Raw genomic sequence first — 19792 nt, forward strand, 5'->3', positions numbered from 1 at the left:
ACTGTGGTCCTCATGGTCGAGCGAAGCCGACCATCCGAAGCAGGAGATCGTATGAGCGGCTATGCTGCGGCAGACGGCGCGCACAAATGTGCGCGACGCGCCGTTAGGGGCGGTAGCTCAGCCGGTTAGAGCAGCGGACTCATAATCCGTCGGCCGTGGGTTCGAGTCCCACCCGCCCCACCAAGTGTTGCCCCTGCAGGATCGTTTTATGCAGGCACGACGGGCGGCCCCCACCTCCGGCGGGGGCCCTTCGGCGCCTTGGGTCGGGCTAGACCGAGAGCGGTACGGAGTGGATCTCCGTGGGCGGGTGTCCTGTGCGCTCGTGAATGCGCTTCACGGCGTCCGCGGAGGGTGCCTCGGAGAGGCAGTACACGACTCCGGCGTCGGGGTCGGCCCACGCGCGCTCGAAGTGCACCCCTTCCTCGCCCTCGATCGCCAGATCCGCCTTGTGCGCTGCCGAGAGCTGCTCGGCAGTGATGCCCTTCATGTCGTGGTGGACATCCATGAACATGGTCATCGCCCGCCACCTCCGGTCGTTCTCATCGGACTCATGGGTGCGGAGCTGTGGGACGGCCCCTCGTCCTGGCGGCCACAGACCTGCTCCCTCAATCGTCCGCCCGGCACTTTCCCGGTGCAACCAGGGGCGACGCCGGACCCGGCTGCCTCCAGGAGGCGCCATGCCGACCAGCTTTTCCATGAGATGCGCACGGGCGGGCCATGCGCATCTCATGCACGTCCCATGACAGACGAGCGATGTTCGGGCCCTCGAACACTGCCATCGTGGAAGGGAAGAGGCACCGGGAAGGTGGCCTGACCACCCCGGCCGTCCGGCGCCGCAGCAGCACTCCGCCGCGAAGGAGAGCGCGCGCCCGACCGGGAGGCTTTTCGTGGACAAGCGTTACGAGGTGTACTGCCTCACTCACCCGCATTTCTACGATGCGCCGCACCACGGCCGGACGCGTGGCCGCTTCCCGCAGGCCGGGCGTCCGCTTTCCGCACCGTGGAAGCGCGAGGAGCTCGGCGAGTGGCTGGTCTGCCGTCCCACCGATGTGGCGCTCCCGCCGCAGGGCTGGAAGATCCACGTCTCGGCGTGTCCGGACAACGCGGAGTCGATCCTGGAAGCGGTGTGGGACTACTGCGTTCCGCGCCGCATCGCCTTCAAGTTCCTTCCCGGCATGGATGCCCTGTTCCTCGCCAACACGAAGTACGCGCATCGCGGGTCGAGCGGGAAGTTCGTGACTGTCTACCCCGTCGACGAGGCCCAGTGCGAGTGTGTGCTCACCGAGCTGGGAGCCGTCCTCGACGGCAGGCCGGGACCGTACATTCTCAGCGATCTGCGCTGGGGGGACGGTCCCCTCCATGTCAGGTACGGGGCCTTCGCCGACCGGTACTGCGTGTCGGCCGACGGCGTACTGGAGCAGGCGGTGGAGGATCCCTCCGGGCGTCTGGTGCCCGATGTGCGCGGCCCCACCTTCCAGCCGCCCCCGTGGGTGCGGCTGCCCGGATTCCTCGAGCCCCACCTGGCCGAGAGGAGCCGGACCACGGTCGCCGACCTGCCCTACCGGATCGAGAAGGCGCTGCACTTCTCCAACGCGGGCGGACTGTACGCCGCGGTGGACACCCGGACGCAGGAGCGCGTCGTCCTCAAGGAGGCCCGGCCCCACGCGGGGCTCACGCCGGACGGCGCGGACGCCGTCGTCCGCCTCGAGCGCGAGCGGGACGCCCTGGAACGGCTGAGCGGCCTGCCCTGCGTCCCCGCGCTCCGCGATCAGTTCGAACTGGGCGGCCACCACTTCCTCGTAGAGGAGTTCATCGAGGGGACGGCCCTGCACACGCAGTTCGTCAAGCGCTATCCGCTCACCGAACTGGACCCGGCCACTGGTGCCTTCGCCGACTACACCTCCTGGGCCCTCGACATCGCCCGGCAGGTGGAGGACGCGGTCGCCGCCGTCCACGAGCGGGGCATCGTGATCGGCGACGTCCACAGCGACAACGTCCTGGTCCGCCCCGACGGCAGGGTGGTGCTGATCGACTTCGAGGGCGCGTCGGACGTCGCGCACGCGCGGCAGCAGGTCCTCGCGGCTCCTGGCTTCCTCGCCCCGCGCGGGACCAAGGGCTTCGACATCGACCGGTACGCGCTGGCCTGCCTGAGGCTCTTCCTCTTCATGCCGCTCACAGGCCTGATCGACCTGGACGGAGCCAAGGCGGGGCAGCTCGCCAGGGAAGCCGTCCAACTGTTCCCGGTACCCCGCCGGTTCCTCGACGAGGCCGTACGCACCATCACCGGCGACGGCGGGATGTCCGCCCGGGCGGACGACGAGCCCCGCCTCGAACCCGACCACTCCGGCTGGCTGCGCGCGCGGGAGTCGATCTCCGGCGCCATCCTGGCCGCCGCCACACCCCAGCGCGACGACCGGCTCTTCCCCGGCGACATCGAGCAGTTCGCCCTTCCGGGCGGCGGCCTCGACCTGGCGCACGGCGCTGCGGGCGTGCTGTACGCGCTGGACGTGACGGGCGCCGGACGCCACCCCGACCACGAGGACTGGCTGATCCGGCGCGCACTGAACCCGGAACCCGGCACCCGCCTCGGCTTCTACAACGGCATGCACGGCATCGCGTACGTCCTCGAACACCTCGGACGCCACGAGGAGGCCGCCAAGGCCCTCGACATGTGCCTGGGCGAGCGCTGGGAGGCCCTGGCCCTGGACCTCAAGGGCGGGCTTTCCGGCATCGGGCTCAACCTGCTGCACTTCGCGGCCACCACCGGCGACACCATCTGCCTCGACGCCGCGCACCGCGTCGCACAAGCCGTCGCCGACCGCCTGGGCCCGGCCGACGCAGTGCCGACGACCAGCGGCGGCGCCCATCCGAGAGCGGGCCTGATGTACGGGGCGTCCGGGCCCGCACTGATGTTCCTGCGCCTGTACGAACACGGCGGCGACCCGGCCCACCTCGACCTGGCCGCCACCGCGCTGCGCCAGGACCTGCGCCGCTGCCTCGTGCGCGAGGAGGGCGCGATGGAGGTGAACGAGGGCTTCCGCACCATGCCCTATCTCGCCGACGGCAGCGTGGGCATCGGCATGGTCCTCGACGCGTACCTGGCGCACCGCGCGGACGAGGAGTTCTCGGCCGCCGCCGACGCGATCCGCAAGGCGGCCAGGGCGTCCTTCTACATCGAACCCGGGCTCTTCGACGGCCTCGCCGGGATGATCCTCCACCTCAGCCACCCGCACCCGCCCGGCACGGCGGCCGCGCGGGACCCGCTGATCGCGGACCACGTACGCCGTCTGGCCCGCCACGCCTGCCTGCTCGACGGCCGGCTCGCCTTCCCCGGCGAGCAGTTGATGCGGCTGTCCATGGACCTGGCCACCGGCGGTGCGGGCGTCCTGCTCGCCCTGGGCGCCGCCTTCCACTCCCGCCCCACCGGACTCCCGTTCCTGACACCGGAATCCGCCGCAACCGACGTTCCCGTCCCCAACCGAGTACCAGAGAGGAGGTGAGGATCCATGTCACTCCTCGAGCTCCAAGGTCTGACCATCGAACCCGAGAACGGCCACCACGGACCGCCGCCAGGCAGCCGGGCGAGCAAGGCCTGCAGCGGAGGTGGAGACGCAGGCAGCCGTCTCAGCCTGCTGCTCTGCTAGTTCTCACCACTATGGCGGGGACACTTCGGTGTCCCCGCCCCGATAGCTGGAACCGTACGACGACGGGAGCGGCCGGTGGACCGACGCGCGGCTGACCGTCTGCTCCTTGCGGCCGTCCGGCGAGGCGGCGCCTGGGGTGGCGTCCTGGCCGCCACGTCCCTTCTGCTCGCCGCGGTCTATGTCGTCCTGCCCGCCCTCATGGGCCGCGCGGTCGACGCTGTCCTCGGACAGGGTGACTCGTCACTCTGGCTGACTCTGTCCGCCGTCGCCGTCGTGCTCCTCGTGGTGTGCGACGCCGCGGACGACTACGCCGGTGCCGTCGCCAACTCCCGCTCCACGGCCTGGCTCCGGCACACCCTGCTCGGGCACATCCTCGACATGGGCGCCCGCGCCACCCGCCGCTACACCCCCGGCGACCTGGTGGCGCGCCTGGTGGGCAACACCGCCCGGGCCGGCAGCGCCCCGGCGGGCCTGGTGTGGGCGGTGACCGACCTGATCCCTCCGGTCGGAGCCGTGGTGGCCCTGGCCCTGATCGACCCCTGGCTGTGCCTCACCTTCTGCGCCGGACTGCCGCTGATCGTCCTGGTGGTCCGTTCCTTCGTCCGTGACGTCTCCGACCTCAACGACCGCTACTTCGCCACGCAGGGCCGGATCGCCGCCCGGCTCACCGACGCGCTCGCGGGAATCCGCACCATCACCGCGGCGGGGACCATGACGCGCGAGGCCGACCGGGTCCTTGAGCCGCTGCCCGAACTGCACCGACACGGCATGGGGCTGTGGCGTGCGTACGCCCGGGTCTCCGCACGGGACGCGGCGATCGTCCCCCTCCTTGAGATCGCCGTGCTTGCCGTGGCCGGCCTTGAGCTCTCACGGGGCCGCATCACACCGGGGCAGATGCTGGCCGCCGGCGAGTACGTCCTGCTGGCCACCGGCGTGAGCTCACTGGTGGCCTCGGCGAGGCGGCTCGCCTTCGCCCGCGCCACCGCCGGGCGGGTCGCCGAGGTACTGGACGAACCCGTGCCGGCGTACGGCGGCACGCGCCTGCCCGACGGAGGCGGCGGCCGCCTGGAGTTCCACCGGGTGACCGTACGCACCGCCGAGGGTGACATCGTCCTTGCCGGCGTCGACCTGGATCTGCCTGCGGGCGCCCTGACCGCCGTCGTGGGGCGCTCCGGATCCGGCAAGTCCCTGCTGGCCGCGCTGGCCGGGCGCCTCACCGACCCGGACGGCGGCGAGGTGCGGCTCGACGGGGTGCCGCTGCGCGACGTGGACCGCGCGGAGCTGCGAAGGGCCGTCGCGTACGGTTTCGAACGCCCGGTGCTGCTCGGCGAGACCTTCGCCGACGCGATCGGGTTCGGGCCGCGGACACCCTCCGACGCGGAGGTCCTTGCGGGGGCCGCCGCCGCACGCGCCGACGCCTTCATACGGACCATGCCCCAGGGGTACCGGACCCCGCTCGCCGAGGCCCCGCTGTCCGGCGGGGAGACCCAACGGGTCGGCCTCGCGCGCGCGTTCGTACAGGCCGGCCGGATCCTCGTCCTCGACGACGTCTCGGCCAGCCTCGACACCGTCACCGAGCACCACATCGAACAAGTGCTCACCGGGGACGGGGCGATGGCGGGCCGTACGCGGCTCGTCGTGACCCACCGGGCCGCCACCGCCGCGCGCGCGGACCTCGTCGTGTGGCTCGGCGCGGGCCGCGTCCAGGGGCAGGGCACGCACCGTGAACTGTGGGCGGAGCCGGCGTACCGGGCCGTCTTCTCGCCGGAACCGGAACCGGAACCGCAACGGGAACTCCACGGGGGCATGCGGTGAGCGGGGGCCCGCGCGGTCTGCTGCGCTCCGCACTGCACACGCGGCGCCGGGAGCTCATCCGGCTCACCGGCTGGTCGCTGGTCCAGGCCGTGCCCGCGCTGCTGTCCGGCCGGCTCGTGGCCATGGCCGTCGACGACGGCTTTCTCGCCGGGCGCGGCGCGACGGGCTTCGGCTGGCTCGGGCTGCTTGCCTGCGCCGTCCTGGTCGGCGCCTGGGGCACCCGGCGGGCCACGCTCGAACTGGCCGGGATCGTCGAGCCGTTCCGCGACGTTCTGGTCGATCTCGTGACCACCGGCACGCTGCGCCGCTCCGCCCGCCTCGGGCAGCCCGCGGACACGGCGGGCGTGGCCCGGCTGACCGAGCAGGTGGAGATAGCCCGGGAGGCGTACGGGGCGGTCGTGATGTTCGTGCAGACCTTCTCCGTCACCGCGGTGAGCGTGCTGATCGGCCTCGCCTCACTCGATCCCGTCCTGCTCCTGCTTGTGGCGCCGCCGCTCGCGGCCGGTCTTGGACTCTTCCTGTCGGCTCTGCGGGCCATGGCGGCCCGGCAGCGGACGGTCGTCCTCGCCGACGAAGCCATCGCCGAGTACGGGGGCGCGGTGGCCGGCGGCCTGCGGGACATGGCGGCCTGCGGCGCCGAGGAACGCGTACGCGGCCGGGCCGGTGTCCGTATCGACGACGCGGCGAGCGCGGCCCGCGCCCTGGCCCGGCTCACCGCCCTGCGCACCGCCGCTCTGGGCGTCGGCGGCTGGCTGCCCGTCGTGCTCATCCTGGCCGCGGCCCCGTGGCTGGTCCGGGGCGGGGCGACGGCCGGCGCGATCATGGGCGCGCTGACGTATGTGTCGCAGAGCCTGCAACCGGCCCTGCGGGGCTTCGTCCAGGGGCTCGGCGGCAGCGGCCTCTGGCTCCTTGTCACCATCGGCCGCATCCTGGAGGCGGCCGATGGTGACGAGGAATCCCCGGCGACGGCAGAGGAGACGGGGACAGCCCCGTCCCGGGCCGCCGCTTCAGGGGAACCGGGGGGCGTGGACGGCCGGGTCGAGCTGCGCGGCGTCACCTTCGGCTACGCCCGCTCCGCCGAACCGGTCGTCCAGGATCTCGACCTCGACCTGCCGACGGGCACCCACCTCGCGGTCGTCGGCCCCAGCGGCGCCGGCAAGTCCACCCTCGCCGCGCTCATCGCCGGGGTGCTCGAACCGCAGGCCGGCCACATCCGCCTGGGCGGTGTCCCGGTCCTGCCGCCGGACGACGGCCGGCTGTCCCGGTCCCGCGTGCTGATCCCGCAGGAGGCGTACGTCTTCGCGGGCACCCTGCGCGAGAACCTCGCCTACCTCCACCCCGAGGCCACCAAGAGCGACCTCGACACTGCGGTCCACGCCATCGGCGCGGGACCGCTCACCGAACGCCTCGGCGGCTACGACGCCGCTGTGGACCCGGCCCGGCTCTCGGCCGGCGAGCGCCAGGTGATCGCCCTCGTCCGCGCCCTGCTGCCGCCCGCCCGCCTCGTCCTGCTCGACGAGGCCACCTGCCACCTCGACCCCGCCGCCGAGGCGGTCGCCGAACGCGCCTTCGCCCGCAGCCCGGCCACCCTGATCGTCTGCGCCCACCGGATCAGCTCCGCCCTGCGCGCCGACCTCGTGCTCGTCATGGACGGCCCGCGCTGCAGCCTCGGCACCCACGACCAGCTGACCGCCGACTGCGCCCTCTACCGTGAACTGGTCGGCCACTGGGGCGACGTGGAGCAACCGCGGGCTGCCGTCGGGAGCGGCGGAGCGAAGCGGTGGCGAAGCCGCCTTTGAAGGGGGCCTGCAACCGGGGCCGACAACCAGGGCCTACAGCCACCCCGACTCCCGGGCGATCCGGATGGCGTCGATGCGGTTGCGTGCCCCGGTCTTCCTGGAGGCCGCGTTCAGATGGTTGCGGACCGTTCCCACGGACAGCGAAAGCCGCTCGGCGATCTCACGCGTCGGCGTGCCGTCCCCCGCGAGGCGCAGAATCTCCAGCTCCCTCGGGGTCAACGGGCTCTCCGCCGAGGAGAGCGCATGGACTGCCAGTTCCGGGTCGACGAACCGCTCGCCCGCCGCCACCTTGCGGATCCCCGCGGCGAGGGCGTCGCAGGGGCCGTTCTTGCCGATGAGGCCCGCGACGCGCTGCGCCAGCGCCTGTCTGACGTAGTCGGGGGGTGTCGAGCCGGCCACCAGCAGCAGGGTCCGGCACTCCGGCAGCCGCGCGGCCAGCTCCGTCGAGGCGCAGAGCGCCTTGTCCGCATTGCCGTCGATGTCGATGACGACCACATCGGGCCGGTACAACAGAGCCCGGGGGACGGTCTGTTCGTTCCCCGGTGCCTCCGCGACCACCTCGATGTCCTCTTCGGATGTCAGCAGGGCCGCGAGTGCCCCGCGCACGAGGTCTGTCTCCTCGACGAGAAGAACACGGATCACATCGCTCCCGCCCGGCCGTACGCGGCCTCCGTCATGCCAAGCGCTCCCGGTCACTCCGACGGCGCCGTACGAAGTATGTCCGGTGGTCACCCTATTTGCCCGGAGCCGCCCCGCCCCTCCGGCGGCGCCCGTCAGCCCGGCCGATCTCTGATCAGACCGGCGACTGCCAGGTCAGGGTCGTGCCCGTGGTGCCGTCCTGCGTCGCCCCGTCGTCGTGCACCGTGAGCCGTACGCCCCTTCTGCCGTCGGGCAGGGTGGCGCGGGCGTCCACGACGACGTCGATGCGGGAGCAGTCCGGGCGCTGGGACGCGGCGGCCAGGGCGCGGCGCAGGGCCGCGAGGAGCTGGGTGCCGACCGGGTCCGTGACCTTCGTGTCGACCGGTCCTGCGAAGTGCACCGACGGCTGGAAACCGAGCACCGCGGAGGCACCCGCCGCCTCGCGGAGCACCTTGCCGCGGAACGTCGTCGGGGCGTCGGCGGGCGGCTGCTGGAGCGCGAAGATCGCCGTACGCACTTCCTGGATGGTCGACTCCAGTTCGTCCACCGCCTGGTCGAGCGCGGACTCCACCTTCGGTGAGCCCGCCCTGCGCCGGGTCGACTCCAGCATCATGCCTGTCGCGAAGAGCCGCTGGACCACGAGGTCGTGCAGGTCCCGGGCGATGCGGTCGCGGTCCTCGAACACCGCAAGGCGCTGCCTGCTCTGCTGGGCATCCGCCAGGACGAGCGCGAGGGCGGCCTGCGAGGCGAACTGGGTGGCGAGTAGCCGCTCCACCGCGGTGTACGCGCGGGCGCCGCGGGAGCGGGGCAGGGCGAGTGTCCCGATGAGCCTGCCGCCCGCCTGCAGCGGCAGCATCATGCTGGGCCCGAAGCGGGTCCGTACGCGGGTGGTCATCCGGGGGTCGGTCGCGGAGTCCTCGATGAACACCGGCTCGCCGCCGAGCAGTTGTTCAAGGACGGCGCTGCCGGGCTCGATGGTGGTGCCGATGAGGTCGCTCTGGAGGGCGGGGGCGTGTGCCGGGGCCGCGCTCGGGTTCCCGGCGCCGTCTTCCGCCGTCGCCGCCGCGACGATCCGCATGCCGCCCTGGTCCGTGGGCTGCAGGATGACCGCCGCCGTGGCGTCCGCGAGGATTCTGGCCCGTTCCGCCACCGTCATCAGGGCGTCCGCCGCGGGCTCGCCGGTCAGCAGGGCGGTGGTCACCGCCGCCGCGCCGTCGATCCACCGCTCGCGCTGCCTGGCCGCCTCGTAAAGACGGGCGTTGCCGATCGCGATGCCCGCCTGACTGGCCAGGACCCGCAGGAGCTGCAGGTCGTCCTCAGTGAAGGGGCCGCCGCGCTTCTCGGTGAGATAGAGATTGCCGAACGCCTCGTCGTGGACGTGGATCGGTACGCCGAGGAAGCTGTGCATCTCCGGATGCCCCGGCGGTACGCCGCACGAGCGCGGGTCGGCCGTCAGGTCGTCGATGATCTGCGGCCGCGGGTCGGTGATCAGCGCGCCGATGATGCCCGCGTGGCCGTCCGGGAGGCGGCCGATGCGGTTCCGCTCGGCCTCCGTCAGGCCCGTCGTGAACAGGTCGGTGACCTTGCCGTGCGCGGGGTCGACGACGCCGAGCGCGCCGTACCTGGCGCCGGTCAGCTCGGCCGCGCTGTCCACCAGGTGCTGCAGCGTGGTGTGCAGTTCGAGGTCCGTGCCGACGCCGAGCACCGCGTCGAGCAGCGGGTCGAGGGGGAGGGGCGGGCCCGCGGGGTTCATCGCGGGGCGCCCGTGCGTGCGGCGGCGCCCCGCGTGGCCATCGGCATCGCCATCGGCATCGGCTTCTGCAGTGGCAGTGGCCTCTGTATCGGCTTCGACATGCGGACGCTCTCCCCTTGAGGTCGGATCGGCGGCAGCCGGCCCGTATCGGCAGGGGCCGGCCCGATCAGCCGGACAGCGGGTCGAGGACCAGCGGCTGGATCTTGCCCTCCAGCATCGCCCCGAGCCCGAGGACGGCGCACGCATCCGGCCGTTCGGCGATCTCCACCGGCATCCCCGTGGCGTCCCGCAGCATCTGGTCGAGCCCCGGGAGCAGCGCGCTGCCGCCGACCATCATGATTCCGCGGTCGGCCAGGTCGGCCACCAGATCGGGCGGGCAGTCGCGCAGCACCTTGCCGATGCCGTCGAGCACGGCGGTCAGCGGGGTGTGGATCGCGTCGCGTACGGCGGCGGTGTCGACGTGCACCGAGCGGGCGAGGCCCGTGGCGACGTCACGGCCGTGGATCTCGGTCGACGCGGGCCCCTGAGGCGTGAGCCCGTTGCCGTGCAGGGCGAGCTGAAGGGGACGTACCGACTGGCTGGGAAGCATCAGCTCGTGGTGGTGGCGCAGATGCTGGACGATCGCGTGGTCGATGGCCTCGCCGCCGACCGGGATCCGCTGGGCCGTCACGATCGCCCCGAGCGACAACACCGCGACCTGCGTGGTCGCCGCCCCGCACACCAGGATCATGGTCGCCTCCGGCTGCTCGACGGGCAGCCCGCAGCCGACCGCCGCGGCGATCAGCGTGTCCACCAGCTCGACCCGGCGCGCCCCGAGCCCGACCATCGTCTCGATGGCGGCGCGCTGGGCCAGCGGATCCGCGTCGTGCGGCGTGGTGGCGGCGGCGCGAAGGCGCGGCTTGCGGCGCAGAGCACGGCGGAGCTTCTCGCCGAGCAGGTGCCGCAGCATGCGCTGGGCCATCTCGATGTCGATGACGGTGCCGCCGGAGACGGGGCGCACGACGCGGATGTAGCCGGGCGTGCGGCCCGTCATCTTCTCGGCGAAGTGGCCCACCGCGATGAGCGCGCCGGTGCGCGTGTTCACGGCGGCGGCGCTCGGCTCGTCGACGACGAGACCCGCACCCTTCACGAACACCCGGGTCCTCGCGGCACCCAGGTCGACGGCGATGTGGCAGCGGCGCAACTGCTCCAGACTGACGGTCATGGCAGATCCTCCCGAGAGCGCAGACCGTACGGACCGTCGGACGACGGTCCTGTCTCGCATCGTGCGATGGCCGCGGGCGGCGCGCGCGCTGGGCTGAGCCGGGCGGGGTGCGGCCGTACGGGTGGTGTTGATCGCCTCGCGGGCCGCGCAGTTAGCATCCCGTGTGACGCATACGCCCCCGGAAGAAGACGAAGCCGAAGGCCCCCTGACACCCGAAGCCGACAGCAACCCCCCGATACCCCCGCTCCCAGTGGAGCCCCACGGGCCCGTCGCGAAAAGGCGGATACTCGCCGATCTGACGCCTTTGCGTACGTCCGTCGACTACCGACGCCTCTGGGCCGGCAACACGATCTCCTGGATCGGCCAGGCGATGACCGCGCTCGCGGTCTCCCTCCAGGTCTACGACATCACGCACTCCAGCTTCTCGGTGGGCCTCGTCGGGCTCTTCTCCCTGGTCCCGCTGATCGTGTTCGGTCTGTACGGGGGCGCGATCGCGGACACGGTGGACCGGCGGAAGCTGGGCCTGTACTCGGCGCTCGGCTCCTGCGCGCTGTCACTCGCGCTGACGGCGGGCGCGTTCGCGGGCTTCCACCACGTGTGGTTCCTGTACTCCGTGGTCGCGCTTCAGGCGGTCTGCGGGGCGCTGAACCTGCCGGCCCGCTCGTCGATGATCCCGCGGCTGCTTCCGCCCGAGCAGTTGCCCGCCGCCAACGCGCTGACGTCGATGACGACGACGTCCGGCCTGATGCTCGGCCCCATGCTGGGCGGTCTCATCGTCGGCCTGTGGGGCTATCAGGCGGCGTACGCGGTGGACGCGGTGGCCTTCAGCGCTTCCCTGTACGCGATGTGGCGGCTGCCCGCGATGCGGCCGGAGAGGGGCGGGGCCGGGGCCAAGCGGGCCTCGGTCCTCGACGGGCTGCGGTTTCTCGCCACCCGGCCGAACCTGCGGATGACGTTCTTCACGGACATGTGCGCGATGGTGCTCGCGCATCCGCGTGCGCTGTTCCCCGCCGTGGCGGTGGTCTGGTTCGGGGGCGACGCGACGACGGTGGGCCTGCTGGTCGCGGCGCCCGCGGTGGGGGCGCTGCTGGGGAGTGTCTTCTCCGGGTGGATCGGGCGGATCCGGCGGCACGGGCTCGCGATCCTGCTGTCGGTGGCGGGGTGGGGTACGGCCATTGCCGTCTTCGGACTGACGCGCGAGCTGTGGCTGGGGCTGCTCTTCCTGGCGCTCGCCGGGTGCGCGGACACCGTCTCCATGGTCTTCCGCACCACGATGCTGCAGGCGGCGGTGCCGGACGAGATGCGGGGGCGCCTGCAGGGGGTCTTCATCGTGGTGGTCGCGGGCGGGCCCCGGCTCGGGGACTTCGTGGCGGGGGCGGTGGGGGATGTGGCCTCGCCGGTGCTCGCGGTCACGGGCGGCGGGGTCGCGTGTGTCGTCGCGGTGGGGTTGCTTGCGCTCAAGTGGCGGGGGTTTGCGCGGTACGACGCGAAGGCGCCGGAGGCGTGAGGTGGCCCTCGGGGCGTGTGGGGCGCGTGGGGCGGTCCGTTCAGGTGCCGCGGAGCACGCTGATCAGCTCCGTCAGGTCGCCGACCGTGGTGCCGACCCCCGCGTCGGCCAGGCGCTCCCGGGCCCGGCGGCCGGGTGCGTACCCGATGAAGGGCATGCCCAACTGCTGGGCGGCGGTCGCCTCCCTCGGGGAGGAGCCGATCATGACGCAGCGGGCCGCGGGCCGGCCGAGCTGCTCCACCGCGCGGCGCAGACAGTCGGGGTCGGGCATGAGGCGGGTGAGGTCGGCGGTGCGGCCGTGGATTCCGCCGTCCGGCGAGGCATGGCGCACAGCCATGTACGTCGACAACGCGTCCGGCCCGGTGTCGGCGACGACGGCGTAGGGGCGCGGCTGCCTGGCCAGCGCATTGAGCAGCGTGCCCTCGGACGCGGTGGGCCTGTGCGCGTGAACGGCCGCCGTCTCGATGCCGGCGAGTTCGTGGTGCAGCGCCGGGGCAAGTGAGCGGTTCCGGGCGAACGCGCGCAGTACGTCCAGCGGATGGATCTCGTCGCTCCCCGAGGCGGGCGGTGCGACTCCCGCGTCCAGGAGTGGGTCACCCTCCAGCGCGGCCTCCGGGCTGCGCTGTTCGGCGATCACGGCGGCAAGGCGGCGTGCCGCGTCGCGCCCGGCCTTGCCGGGATGGAGCCGGGTCAGCAGGCCGTCGAACCCGATGACCACCGCCTCGGCGGAGGCGAGCAGTTCGCCCGCCGAGGGGAAGGTGTTGGAGGGCGAGGCGTCGGGTGGCGCGACGGCCGCGATCCGGCAGTACCAGTCGTCCGACTGGGGCACGGCTTCGAACCGGACGTCCCTCAGGCGGCCGAAGTCCTCGATCCGATCATGGAGATCGTTGGAGACGACCACGACGGCCTGGGCGCCGGTGCCGCTGAAGAGGCTGCGGCGCAGTCCGGTGGGGAACGTCGGCGCGGACACCGTCGGGTCCGGGTCGTGGGTGAGGGTGACGACGAGTCCGAGCACGGGGAACGGTTCGAGCGCGGCACGCAGGCCGGTGACCGTCGTGGTCAGTACGTGCAGTACGTGGACCTCGGGGGCGACGGTCACGTCCCAGCCGTGTTGGCGGGCCCGCATCTCGAACTGGTCCGGGCCGATGCCGCCCTGGATGAAGAGGTGGGAGATCTCGCGGCCCAGCCTGTGCAGGGTGTCCGACTGGGCGCCGGTGGGGCGGGTCAAGTACTCGAAGGTGAGGGTGGTCCCCGGGGGTGTGGGCTGGTCGTCCGGCAGTTCCCGTCGGACGCCGAGGTCGTTCAGCTGGGCGCTGGGGAGTTCCTCGTGGGGGGCGAGGACCTCGTCTTCGGTGTGGGGGAACTCCTGGAGGAGGTCGGCCAGTTCGGCGGAATCCTCGGCCGTGGCATCCCCGTCCCGGCCTTCCAGATCGCCCCACGTGCGCAGCAGGGACTGCCGCAGTTCGGCGATGGTGACGCGGGCGGCGAGGGCCGCCGGGCCGGGGACGTCGAGCAGGGGGGTGCCGCGCCAGAGTTCCAGCGCGGAGCGGACGAGCTGCCGGGAGCGGGGGAAGTCGCCTGCGAAGTACGCATCTTGGGCATCGGCGGCCAGCCGCTGGCAGTGGAACAGGTCGACGCTGTCGGGGCCGGACGGCAGTGGCAGGGAGTAGCCGCCGTCGTCGGCGATCAGGGTGCCGGGGCCCAGCGCCTCGTCCAGGCGACGCGCGGCGGCGTGCAGGTCGTCCTCCCTGTCCACGGGGGCGGAAGGGCCCCGGATTCCCTCGGCAAGTTCGGCGTACGACACGGTGCGGCCCCGCTGGAGCAGCAGCATGCACAGCAACGCCTGCTCCTCCGGTACGTCGACGGCGAGGGGGCGGCCGTGCTGGGTGACCCGGAGCGGGCCGAGGACGGAGTAGGAGCGGGCGTGGGCCGAGGGCTCGGAGAGGTTGATGAGTCGCTCGGCGCCTCGGCCCTGGACGTCCGGGTCGGAGGAGTACAGATCCTGGACGGCCGCGGCGATCCTTTCCTTGGTCGTCCCTGTCTGGAGTTCCCCTGCCTCGGGCTGTGAAAGGTGCGGCATGGATGAGGGATTCGGGCTCATCTGGCTGACCAGCGAGGCGAGTCCGCTGAGGTTCGAACGCAGCTTCCGGAAGCTGTATTCGGAGAGGGCGAAGTCGGCGGTCAGGACCGGCCCACGGGGGGTGACGATGATGTGTGACGGGCGGAGGCTCTGGAGGGGCAGCCGGCGGTGGTGCAGTGCGCTGACCGCATCCGCCAACGGCGGCACCACCACGTGGAGTTGACTGGTGCGGAGGCTGTATCGGTATCGCGTGAGCAGGGACTGCAGGCTGCCCCCGTCCACGAACTCCGTGACCAGGTAAGCCACTCTGCGCCCGGACGCGTCGTCGACGCCGTGGTCGATGACCCGTGCCACGTTCTCGTGACGGAACTCGACGAGCCTGTCCCCCCACTCCCGTGAGTACGGCGATCCCTGCGGATACTGCTTCACCACCACCGCGGTTCCGGGGCGGTGGACGTCCTCGGCGCGCCACGTGCCGCCGTTCTGTCCGAGCTGCTCGACCAACCGGTACCGGCCGGCGAACAGCCCTCCCCTCGCGCCCCCGCCCAACTGCCGCACACTCTCCGGAGTGACCGTCGCAAAAGGCTCCCCCGTAGGAGTCCGGCCCTCGGCGCCCCCGCCCGCGGAAGGCGCCACCGCCCGCAGTTCCCCCGGCGCCACCCCCGCCCGCTCGTCGATCAACCCGCCCACCCGGGCCAGCAGCTCCCGCGTACGCCCCCGCGCGGTCCTCGGCAGCGTACGGAGCAGCAACTCCCTTACCCCGTCGCGGAATTCATACGCCCCGGCGCCCACGCCAGAAGAAAGCATGCCGCTCAGGATCACCTCCGCCAGGTGCTGCGGGCGCGGGCGTTCCTCCACCGCTGCCTGGACCAGGCGCATCACCGGCAGTTGTGGCTCGCCCACCGCCAAGTGGCCCGCCAGGCGGAAGGCCTCGGGGGAGGCCGTGGAGCGGAAGCGGAGTACCAGGTCCTCGGGGGTGAGGTCGCTGACGGCCTCGGCCTCGGGCTCCGGGGCGGGCGGGGTGTGCGTCAACCAGGCCACCGAGCCCGGGAGTTGGCCGCCACCCGCGTCCGCCACCAGTGATGCCCAGTGAGACAGCCACGTCGGCGACGGTTCCAGTACCGGGATCGGCGTCGCGTCGGCGGGTGGGGGCGCGGGGGCCGTCCCGTACGGCGTGAAGGTAAGGGCGGCGGAAGGAGACGCCGGGTGCGGGGCGGAGAGGGTGCCCGGGGTCGTGGGGAGCGCCGTGGTGCGCCAGAGGCGTTCCGGGAGTGGCTGGATCAGGGCCAGCGGCAGTCGGGAGGCCCAGCGGTGGAGGGTGCGGTACCAGAGGGTGCCCGCGGGGCCTGAGCGCCACTGCGGGCCCATGCAGTCGCTGATCAGGAGGACGATCGTGCGGCCCGTGGCGGGGGCGTGCGCCGCCTGGGGAGGCACCGTGCCGTCCGGCTCCGCACGGTGCAGCTCCACCGTGCGGAAGATGCCGGACTGGGCGAGGGCGGTGTGCAGTTCGTGGACCAGGGGGCGCCAGATCGGCATCGTCGGGCCCGCGTCGTACACCAGGCAGAGGCGCAGCCAGCGTTCCTCGGCGGGGCGGAGCACCGGAAGCCAGCCGCGCGGGTGGCCGCCGAGGCGGGCGATGCGGTGGGCCGTCGCCTCCTCGTCGATGACCTGCCCGACGGGGGAGGGGACGCGGCGTTTGAGGGGGCGCAGGGCGCGTTGCAGGGCGAGGGGGTGCGTCACCATCGGGGGGACGGGGACGCGGAGGGTTGTGTGGTCCGAGGCGGCTTCCGGTGCGCTGTCCGGCCCGGGGGCCGGCGCCGGACCGCCGTTGCCCGTCGGGGCCGGGAGCCGCAGCGGCACCCGATCGTCCGGACGAGGGGCGGGTTCAGCGGGTGCCTCGCTCGGTGGTGACACGCGCGTCGGCTGTGGTGTGGATGGCGTCGGCGGCGTTACGTCGTCGGGGGCGTCCGGCGGCGCGGCCTCGGCGCCGCCCATCTGCCCTGCCAGCCACACCAGTTCGGCCAGCTCGATCGACGTCGGCCGGGAGCCGTCCGCCGTCCGGGAGAGGAGATCGGCCAGCCTGGCGAAGGGCCCCCGGTCCCGGGGCTCGTCAGTGTGCATCGGGGCCCGGATCCGCCGACTGCGTCAGATACGGCATGAGTTGCCGCGCGAGGTCGTCGCGCGATGCGGCGTCGACGCCCGCCGCGCCGGTCAGATAGATCGCGTTGAGCAGCTGGTCGGTGGCGAGTTCGCCGCCGGTGCCGCGCTCGAGGAAGCGGGCGATGAGGGAACGGGCGTACGCGTCGGGCTCGCCCAGGTGGGCGCGGACGATCTCCTCCAGATGCTCGTCCCGCGGCTGGCGAAGGCGCAGCGTGACGCAGCGGCGCAGGAAGGCGGGCGGGAACTCGCGCTCGCCGTTGCTGGTGAGGACGACGAAGGGGAAGGCCCGGCAGCGTACACGGCCGCGCTCGACCGTCACCGGGTCGTCGGAGCCGTCGGTCAGCAGGTCGGCCTTCGGGGTGTGCTTGGCGATGCGGACCAGTTCGGGGATCTCGTACTGGCCCTCCTCCAGGATGTTCAGGAGGTCGTTGGGCAGGTCGAGGTCGCTCTTGTCGATCTCGTCGATGAGCAGGGCGCGGGGGCGGTCGTAGGGGAGGAGAGCCGTGCCGAGCGGGCCCAGGCGGAGGTGGTCCTCGACGCCCGCGCCCGATCGGCGCTCCTCGCCCGCACCGCCGGAGCGGCCGTGCCGCTGCTCCCGCGCGGCCTGGTCCTTCGCCGCGTACAGGCGGGAGAGCGGGTCGTACTGGTAGAGGCCGTCGTGCAGCGCGCTGCGGCTCGTGATGTTCCAGCGGAGGACCGGGCCAAGGCCAAGCTCCCGTGCCACCGCGTACGCGAGGCTCGACTTGCCGCTGCCGGGCGGGCCCGTCACCAGGAGCGGACGTCTCAAGTACAGGGCGGCGTTGACGAGTTGGACGCAGGTGTCCGTGGCGCGGTACGTGTGCGCGCGGTGGACGCGGTCCGGGGAGGTCGCCGAGCCGTCGTCCGTGGGGGCCGGCAGGACCGGGCCGCCGTCGAAGGCGCGCCAGGGCGGCGGCGGAGGCAGCTCGGTGATCCCGTCGTGGGGCTCGTTCGTGCCGGTGTAGACGGGCCACAGGGACATGGTCTGGGTTCTCCGGTTTCGTACGTCGGTGTATTCGTACGGCGGGCTCACGGTTTCGTACGGCGGGCTCAGGCGACGGGGGAGTGGCGGTGGGCGGCGGGTGGGTCGGGGAAACAGCGCGGGTCGTCCCAGAGGAGCTGCACGTCCCGCGCCCAGTGGCTTTCCGGCTCGTCCGCCGCCTCGGCGGACTCGCGCAACGCCAGTATGGTGCGCGGGAGTTCGGCGGGTGACGTTCCGTCCACCTGGGCCGCGATGCGGTCGAGGAACTCCGAACCGGGGCAGCCGGCGTCCGCCGGGCCGTGGCTGTCGGCGCCGTCGCAGCCCGTGCGGGGCCACAGCAGCACCGGCACGGGGGCAGTCAGCGAGACGTCGAAGTGCGTGAGGTCGGTGCCCGGTCCGGTGCGGTCGGCCGGGGGCGGTGCCCCGAACCCCGCGAGGTCCGCGCCGTCCTGCCGCAGCCGGAAGCGCAGCTTGTTCGGCTTCTCCTGGGTGCCGCACTCGACACGGTGCAGGGAGGCCGCCGGGCGGCCGTCCAAGTGCTCCCATTTGCGGGCGAGTTGATGGCGCAGCCCGCCCTTGCGCCGGGACCGCTCGGTGACGACCAGGGGGTAGGAGCAGCCGAGCGGCGTCGGGTCGTCGGCGCCGCACTCCCACTGGGCCACCGGCCAGTTGAGCAGCGCGCGGGGGAGCACGAACGCCAGCAACTCGTCCGTACCGGGGGCGAGATGGGAGAAGGCGTCGTCGACGCGCTCCTGGACGTAGGTCCGCACGCTGCCGGAGGCCAGGGTGTCCGAGCCGACGGGATGCCGGTGACCCTCGCGGTACGCGGAGACCTCGACCAGGAGCTGGTCGTCGCCCGCGCCGCTGTGGTCGATCTCGACGAGGATGGGCGACCAGTCCGGCGGCGCACCGGACGGGGCCGTGGACCGGGGCGCGTCGAGCAGCCCGGTGAGCCGGTCGGCCAGGCGGGTCAGCGCTTCTGGCTCCTCGACCTCGGAGAGCACGTACCAGGCCGCCGACCACAGCGAGCCGAAGCCGCCGCGCGGCACGGGCGGGCCGAAGGGGCCCACCGCGTCGTTGTACAGCCGCTCCGGGTCGACGGCCGGGCCGCTGCCGGCCGCCCGCTCCACCAGCTCGCGAAGCCGCTCCTTCGCCGCCCGGTGGTGGCCGGGGGTGGGGATGAGGTCGCCGAGCGGGGCCCAGTAGCGGGCCATGACGGAGGTGGGCAGCATCCTGCCGTTGCGTACGCCGCTGGAGGCGCGGGCCGCGGCCGACACCATGCCCACCACCCGGTTGCTGTCCGCGAGGGTCACCGCCGCGCCGCTGAACCCCGGGGCGAGGGGCTGCCCGTGGGCGCTCCACGCCTCCAGCTGCACCCACTCGTCGGCGATCAACTGGGCGGCGGTGGCCCGGTATTCGGCGATGGTGCCCTCCGGATAGCCCTTCGGGAAGCCGTACACGAGGAGCCTGGGCCGGGGTTCGGCGTACGCGTCGTCGGGCGCCGCGAACTCGGCGGGCCGCACCGGCACGGGGCGCGCGAGCTCCAGGACGGCGAGGTCGCCCGGATCGGCGCCCGCACCGTCCCACCCGCCGTGCGCAACGACGGCCGCGGACACCTCGCCGAGGTCCCCGCGGTGCGGAAAGGAAACGGTGACCGCCGCCCGGCCGCTGCCCCGCACGACATGCGCACAGGTCAGCACATGCCGCTCGGACACCAGGAACCCGGCCCCGACCTCGCCCCCGCAGACGATCCGGGCATGCCACGATGCGCTGCTCATGAGGAGGCGGTGGCCTCCGGGGGCAGGCCTGCCGGGGGATCGGCGACGGGCGCCGGGGCCTGGCCGGGAGTCCATGCCAGGCGCACCACCAGATGGCCCTCCGCCGTGCCCTTCACGATCACCGCGCCGGCCTCCGCCGTCATCCGGACCCCGAACTCGATCTCCACCGAGTCGGGGCGCAGGCTGCCGTCCCGGAACACCCGCAGTGCGGACTCCGCGGCCGCTCGCGCCCCGGCCAGTGAGCCCTCGAAGGTGCGGGCGGCCTGTGCGGGTCCTTCGCCGTGGCGCGAGATGAGGTGGGAGCCGTGCAGGTCGTCCACGTCGGCCATGACGACCCGTGCGCCGTCATCGGTCCTGAACTCCACCAGATCGTCCATCACTGCCCCCGTCACTACCCCTTCGAACCCCGCGCA

The 19792-nt window shown here is 73.0% G+C and carries 13 protein-coding genes and 1 tRNA gene; 6 read left to right on the top strand and 8 right to left on the bottom strand.

The annotated features are described in order from the left end of the window. The first annotated feature begins 106 nt into the window (after window positions 1–106). Window positions 107–183 (top strand) — tRNA-Ile (locus AB0G47_RS00550). Between the two features lie 85 nt (window positions 184–268). On the opposite strand, the gene AB0G47_RS00555 is transcribed toward AB0G47_RS00550, so the two are convergent. Then, on the bottom strand, window positions 269–517 hold the full coding sequence (locus AB0G47_RS00555) for an SCO4226 family nickel-binding protein (protein ID WP_266867331.1): 249 nt from the start codon (window positions 515–517) through the stop codon (window positions 269–271). Window positions 518–887: 370 nt separating this feature from the next. Here AB0G47_RS00555 and lanKC point away from each other — a divergent pair, with 370 nt between their 5' ends. The 4 genes from lanKC to AB0G47_RS00575 all read left to right on the top strand — a co-directional run bounded on the left by lanKC (window position 888) and on the right by AB0G47_RS00575 (window position 7258). After that, the gene (lanKC, locus tag AB0G47_RS00560; RefSeq protein WP_360762414.1) at window positions 888–3500 is read left to right on the top strand and encodes a class III lanthionine synthetase LanKC; all 2613 of its coding nucleotides are present in this window, start codon (window positions 888–890) and stop codon (window positions 3498–3500) included. Between the two features lie 6 nt (window positions 3501–3506). Further along, a complete protein-coding gene (locus AB0G47_RS00565) occupies window positions 3507–3644 on the top strand; it encodes a SapB/AmfS family lanthipeptide (RefSeq protein WP_360762417.1) in 138 nt (45 codons plus the stop codon). A gap of 75 nt (window positions 3645–3719) precedes the next feature. Then, a complete protein-coding gene (locus tag AB0G47_RS00570) occupies window positions 3720–5459 on the top strand; it encodes an ABC transporter ATP-binding protein (protein WP_360762420.1) in 1740 nt (579 codons plus the stop codon). Further along, entirely contained in the window at window positions 5456–7258 is a 1803-nt protein-coding gene (locus AB0G47_RS00575; RefSeq protein ID WP_360762424.1) for an ABC transporter ATP-binding protein, read from the top strand. The genes AB0G47_RS00570 and AB0G47_RS00575 overlap by 4 nt, the downstream gene beginning before the upstream one ends. Before the next feature lie 33 nt (window positions 7259–7291). Here AB0G47_RS00575 and AB0G47_RS00580 read toward each other — a convergent pair whose 3' ends face one another. From AB0G47_RS00580 to AB0G47_RS00590, 3 genes are all read right to left on the bottom strand, one after another. Beyond that, window positions 7292–7900 (bottom strand): response regulator transcription factor, encoded by a 609-nt coding sequence (locus AB0G47_RS00580; protein WP_360762427.1) that lies wholly within the window; start codon window positions 7898–7900, stop codon window positions 7292–7294. A gap of 151 nt (window positions 7901–8051) precedes the next feature. Further along, window positions 8052–9650, bottom strand: coding sequence for a GAF domain-containing protein (locus AB0G47_RS00585; RefSeq protein ID WP_360762430.1), 1599 nt, complete (start codon window positions 9648–9650; stop codon window positions 8052–8054). Window positions 9651–9816: 166 nt separating this feature from the next. Then, window positions 9817–10854: a rod shape-determining protein gene (locus AB0G47_RS00590; protein ID WP_360762433.1), complete on the bottom strand. Its 1038-nt coding sequence runs from the start codon at window positions 10852–10854 to the stop codon at window positions 9817–9819. A gap of 250 nt (window positions 10855–11104) precedes the next feature. Between AB0G47_RS00590 and AB0G47_RS00595 the strand changes: the two genes are divergently transcribed. Continuing rightward, window positions 11105–12361, top strand: a complete 1257-nt coding sequence (locus AB0G47_RS00595) for an MFS transporter (protein ID WP_360762436.1) — start codon at window positions 11105–11107, stop codon at window positions 12359–12361. Between the two features lie 40 nt (window positions 12362–12401). On the opposite strand, the gene AB0G47_RS00600 is transcribed toward AB0G47_RS00595, so the two are convergent. The 4 genes from AB0G47_RS00600 to AB0G47_RS00615 form a co-directional block, all read right to left on the bottom strand. Next, entirely contained in the window at window positions 12402–16562 is a 4161-nt protein-coding gene (locus AB0G47_RS00600; RefSeq protein WP_360762439.1) for an SAV_2336 N-terminal domain-related protein, read from the bottom strand. After that, a complete protein-coding gene (locus AB0G47_RS00605; protein ID WP_360762442.1) occupies window positions 16552–17601 on the bottom strand; it encodes a MoxR family ATPase in 1050 nt (349 codons plus the stop codon). The genes AB0G47_RS00600 and AB0G47_RS00605 overlap by 11 nt, the downstream gene beginning before the upstream one ends. A 68-nt stretch (window positions 17602–17669) precedes the next feature. Next, the gene (locus AB0G47_RS00610) at window positions 17670–19379 is read right to left on the bottom strand and encodes a trypsin-like peptidase domain-containing protein (RefSeq protein ID WP_360762445.1); all 1710 of its coding nucleotides are present in this window, start codon (window positions 19377–19379) and stop codon (window positions 17670–17672) included. Next, entirely contained in the window at window positions 19376–19756 is a 381-nt protein-coding gene (locus AB0G47_RS00615) for a CU044_2847 family protein (protein ID WP_360762447.1), read from the bottom strand. The genes AB0G47_RS00610 and AB0G47_RS00615 overlap by 4 nt, the downstream gene beginning before the upstream one ends. Between the last annotated feature and the right edge of the window lie 36 nt (window positions 19757–19792).

The sequence above is a fragment of the Streptomyces sp. NPDC021622 genome, assembly GCF_040640795.1.
Taxonomy (GTDB): domain Bacteria; phylum Actinomycetota; class Actinomycetes; order Streptomycetales; family Streptomycetaceae; genus Streptomyces.

Bases quoted from the DNA above. Each gene is read 5' to 3' on its own strand.
- AB0G47_RS00555 (WP_266867331.1), bottom strand. From the start codon at position 517: ATGACCATGTTCATGGATGTCCACCACGACATGAAGGGCATCACTGCC.
- AB0G47_RS00565 (WP_360762417.1), top strand. From the start codon at position 3,507: ATGTCACTCCTCGAGCTCCAAGGTCTGACCATCGAACCCGAGAACGGC.
- AB0G47_RS00585 (WP_360762430.1), bottom strand. From the start codon at position 9,650: ATGAACCCCGCGGGCCCGCCCCTCCCCCTCGACCCGCTGCTCGACGCG.
- AB0G47_RS00590 (WP_360762433.1), bottom strand. From the start codon at position 10,854: ATGACCGTCAGTCTGGAGCAGTTGCGCCGCTGCCACATCGCCGTCGAC.
- AB0G47_RS00600 (WP_360762439.1), bottom strand. From the start codon at position 16,562: ATGCACACTGACGAGCCCCGGGACCGGGGGCCCTTCGCCAGGCTGGCC.
- AB0G47_RS00605 (WP_360762442.1), bottom strand. From the start codon at position 17,601: ATGTCCCTGTGGCCCGTCTACACCGGCACGAACGAGCCCCACGACGGG.
- AB0G47_RS00610 (WP_360762445.1), bottom strand. From the start codon at position 19,379: ATGAGCAGCGCATCGTGGCATGCCCGGATCGTCTGCGGGGGCGAGGTC.
- AB0G47_RS00615 (WP_360762447.1), bottom strand. From the start codon at position 19,756: ATGGACGATCTGGTGGAGTTCAGGACCGATGACGGCGCACGGGTCGTC.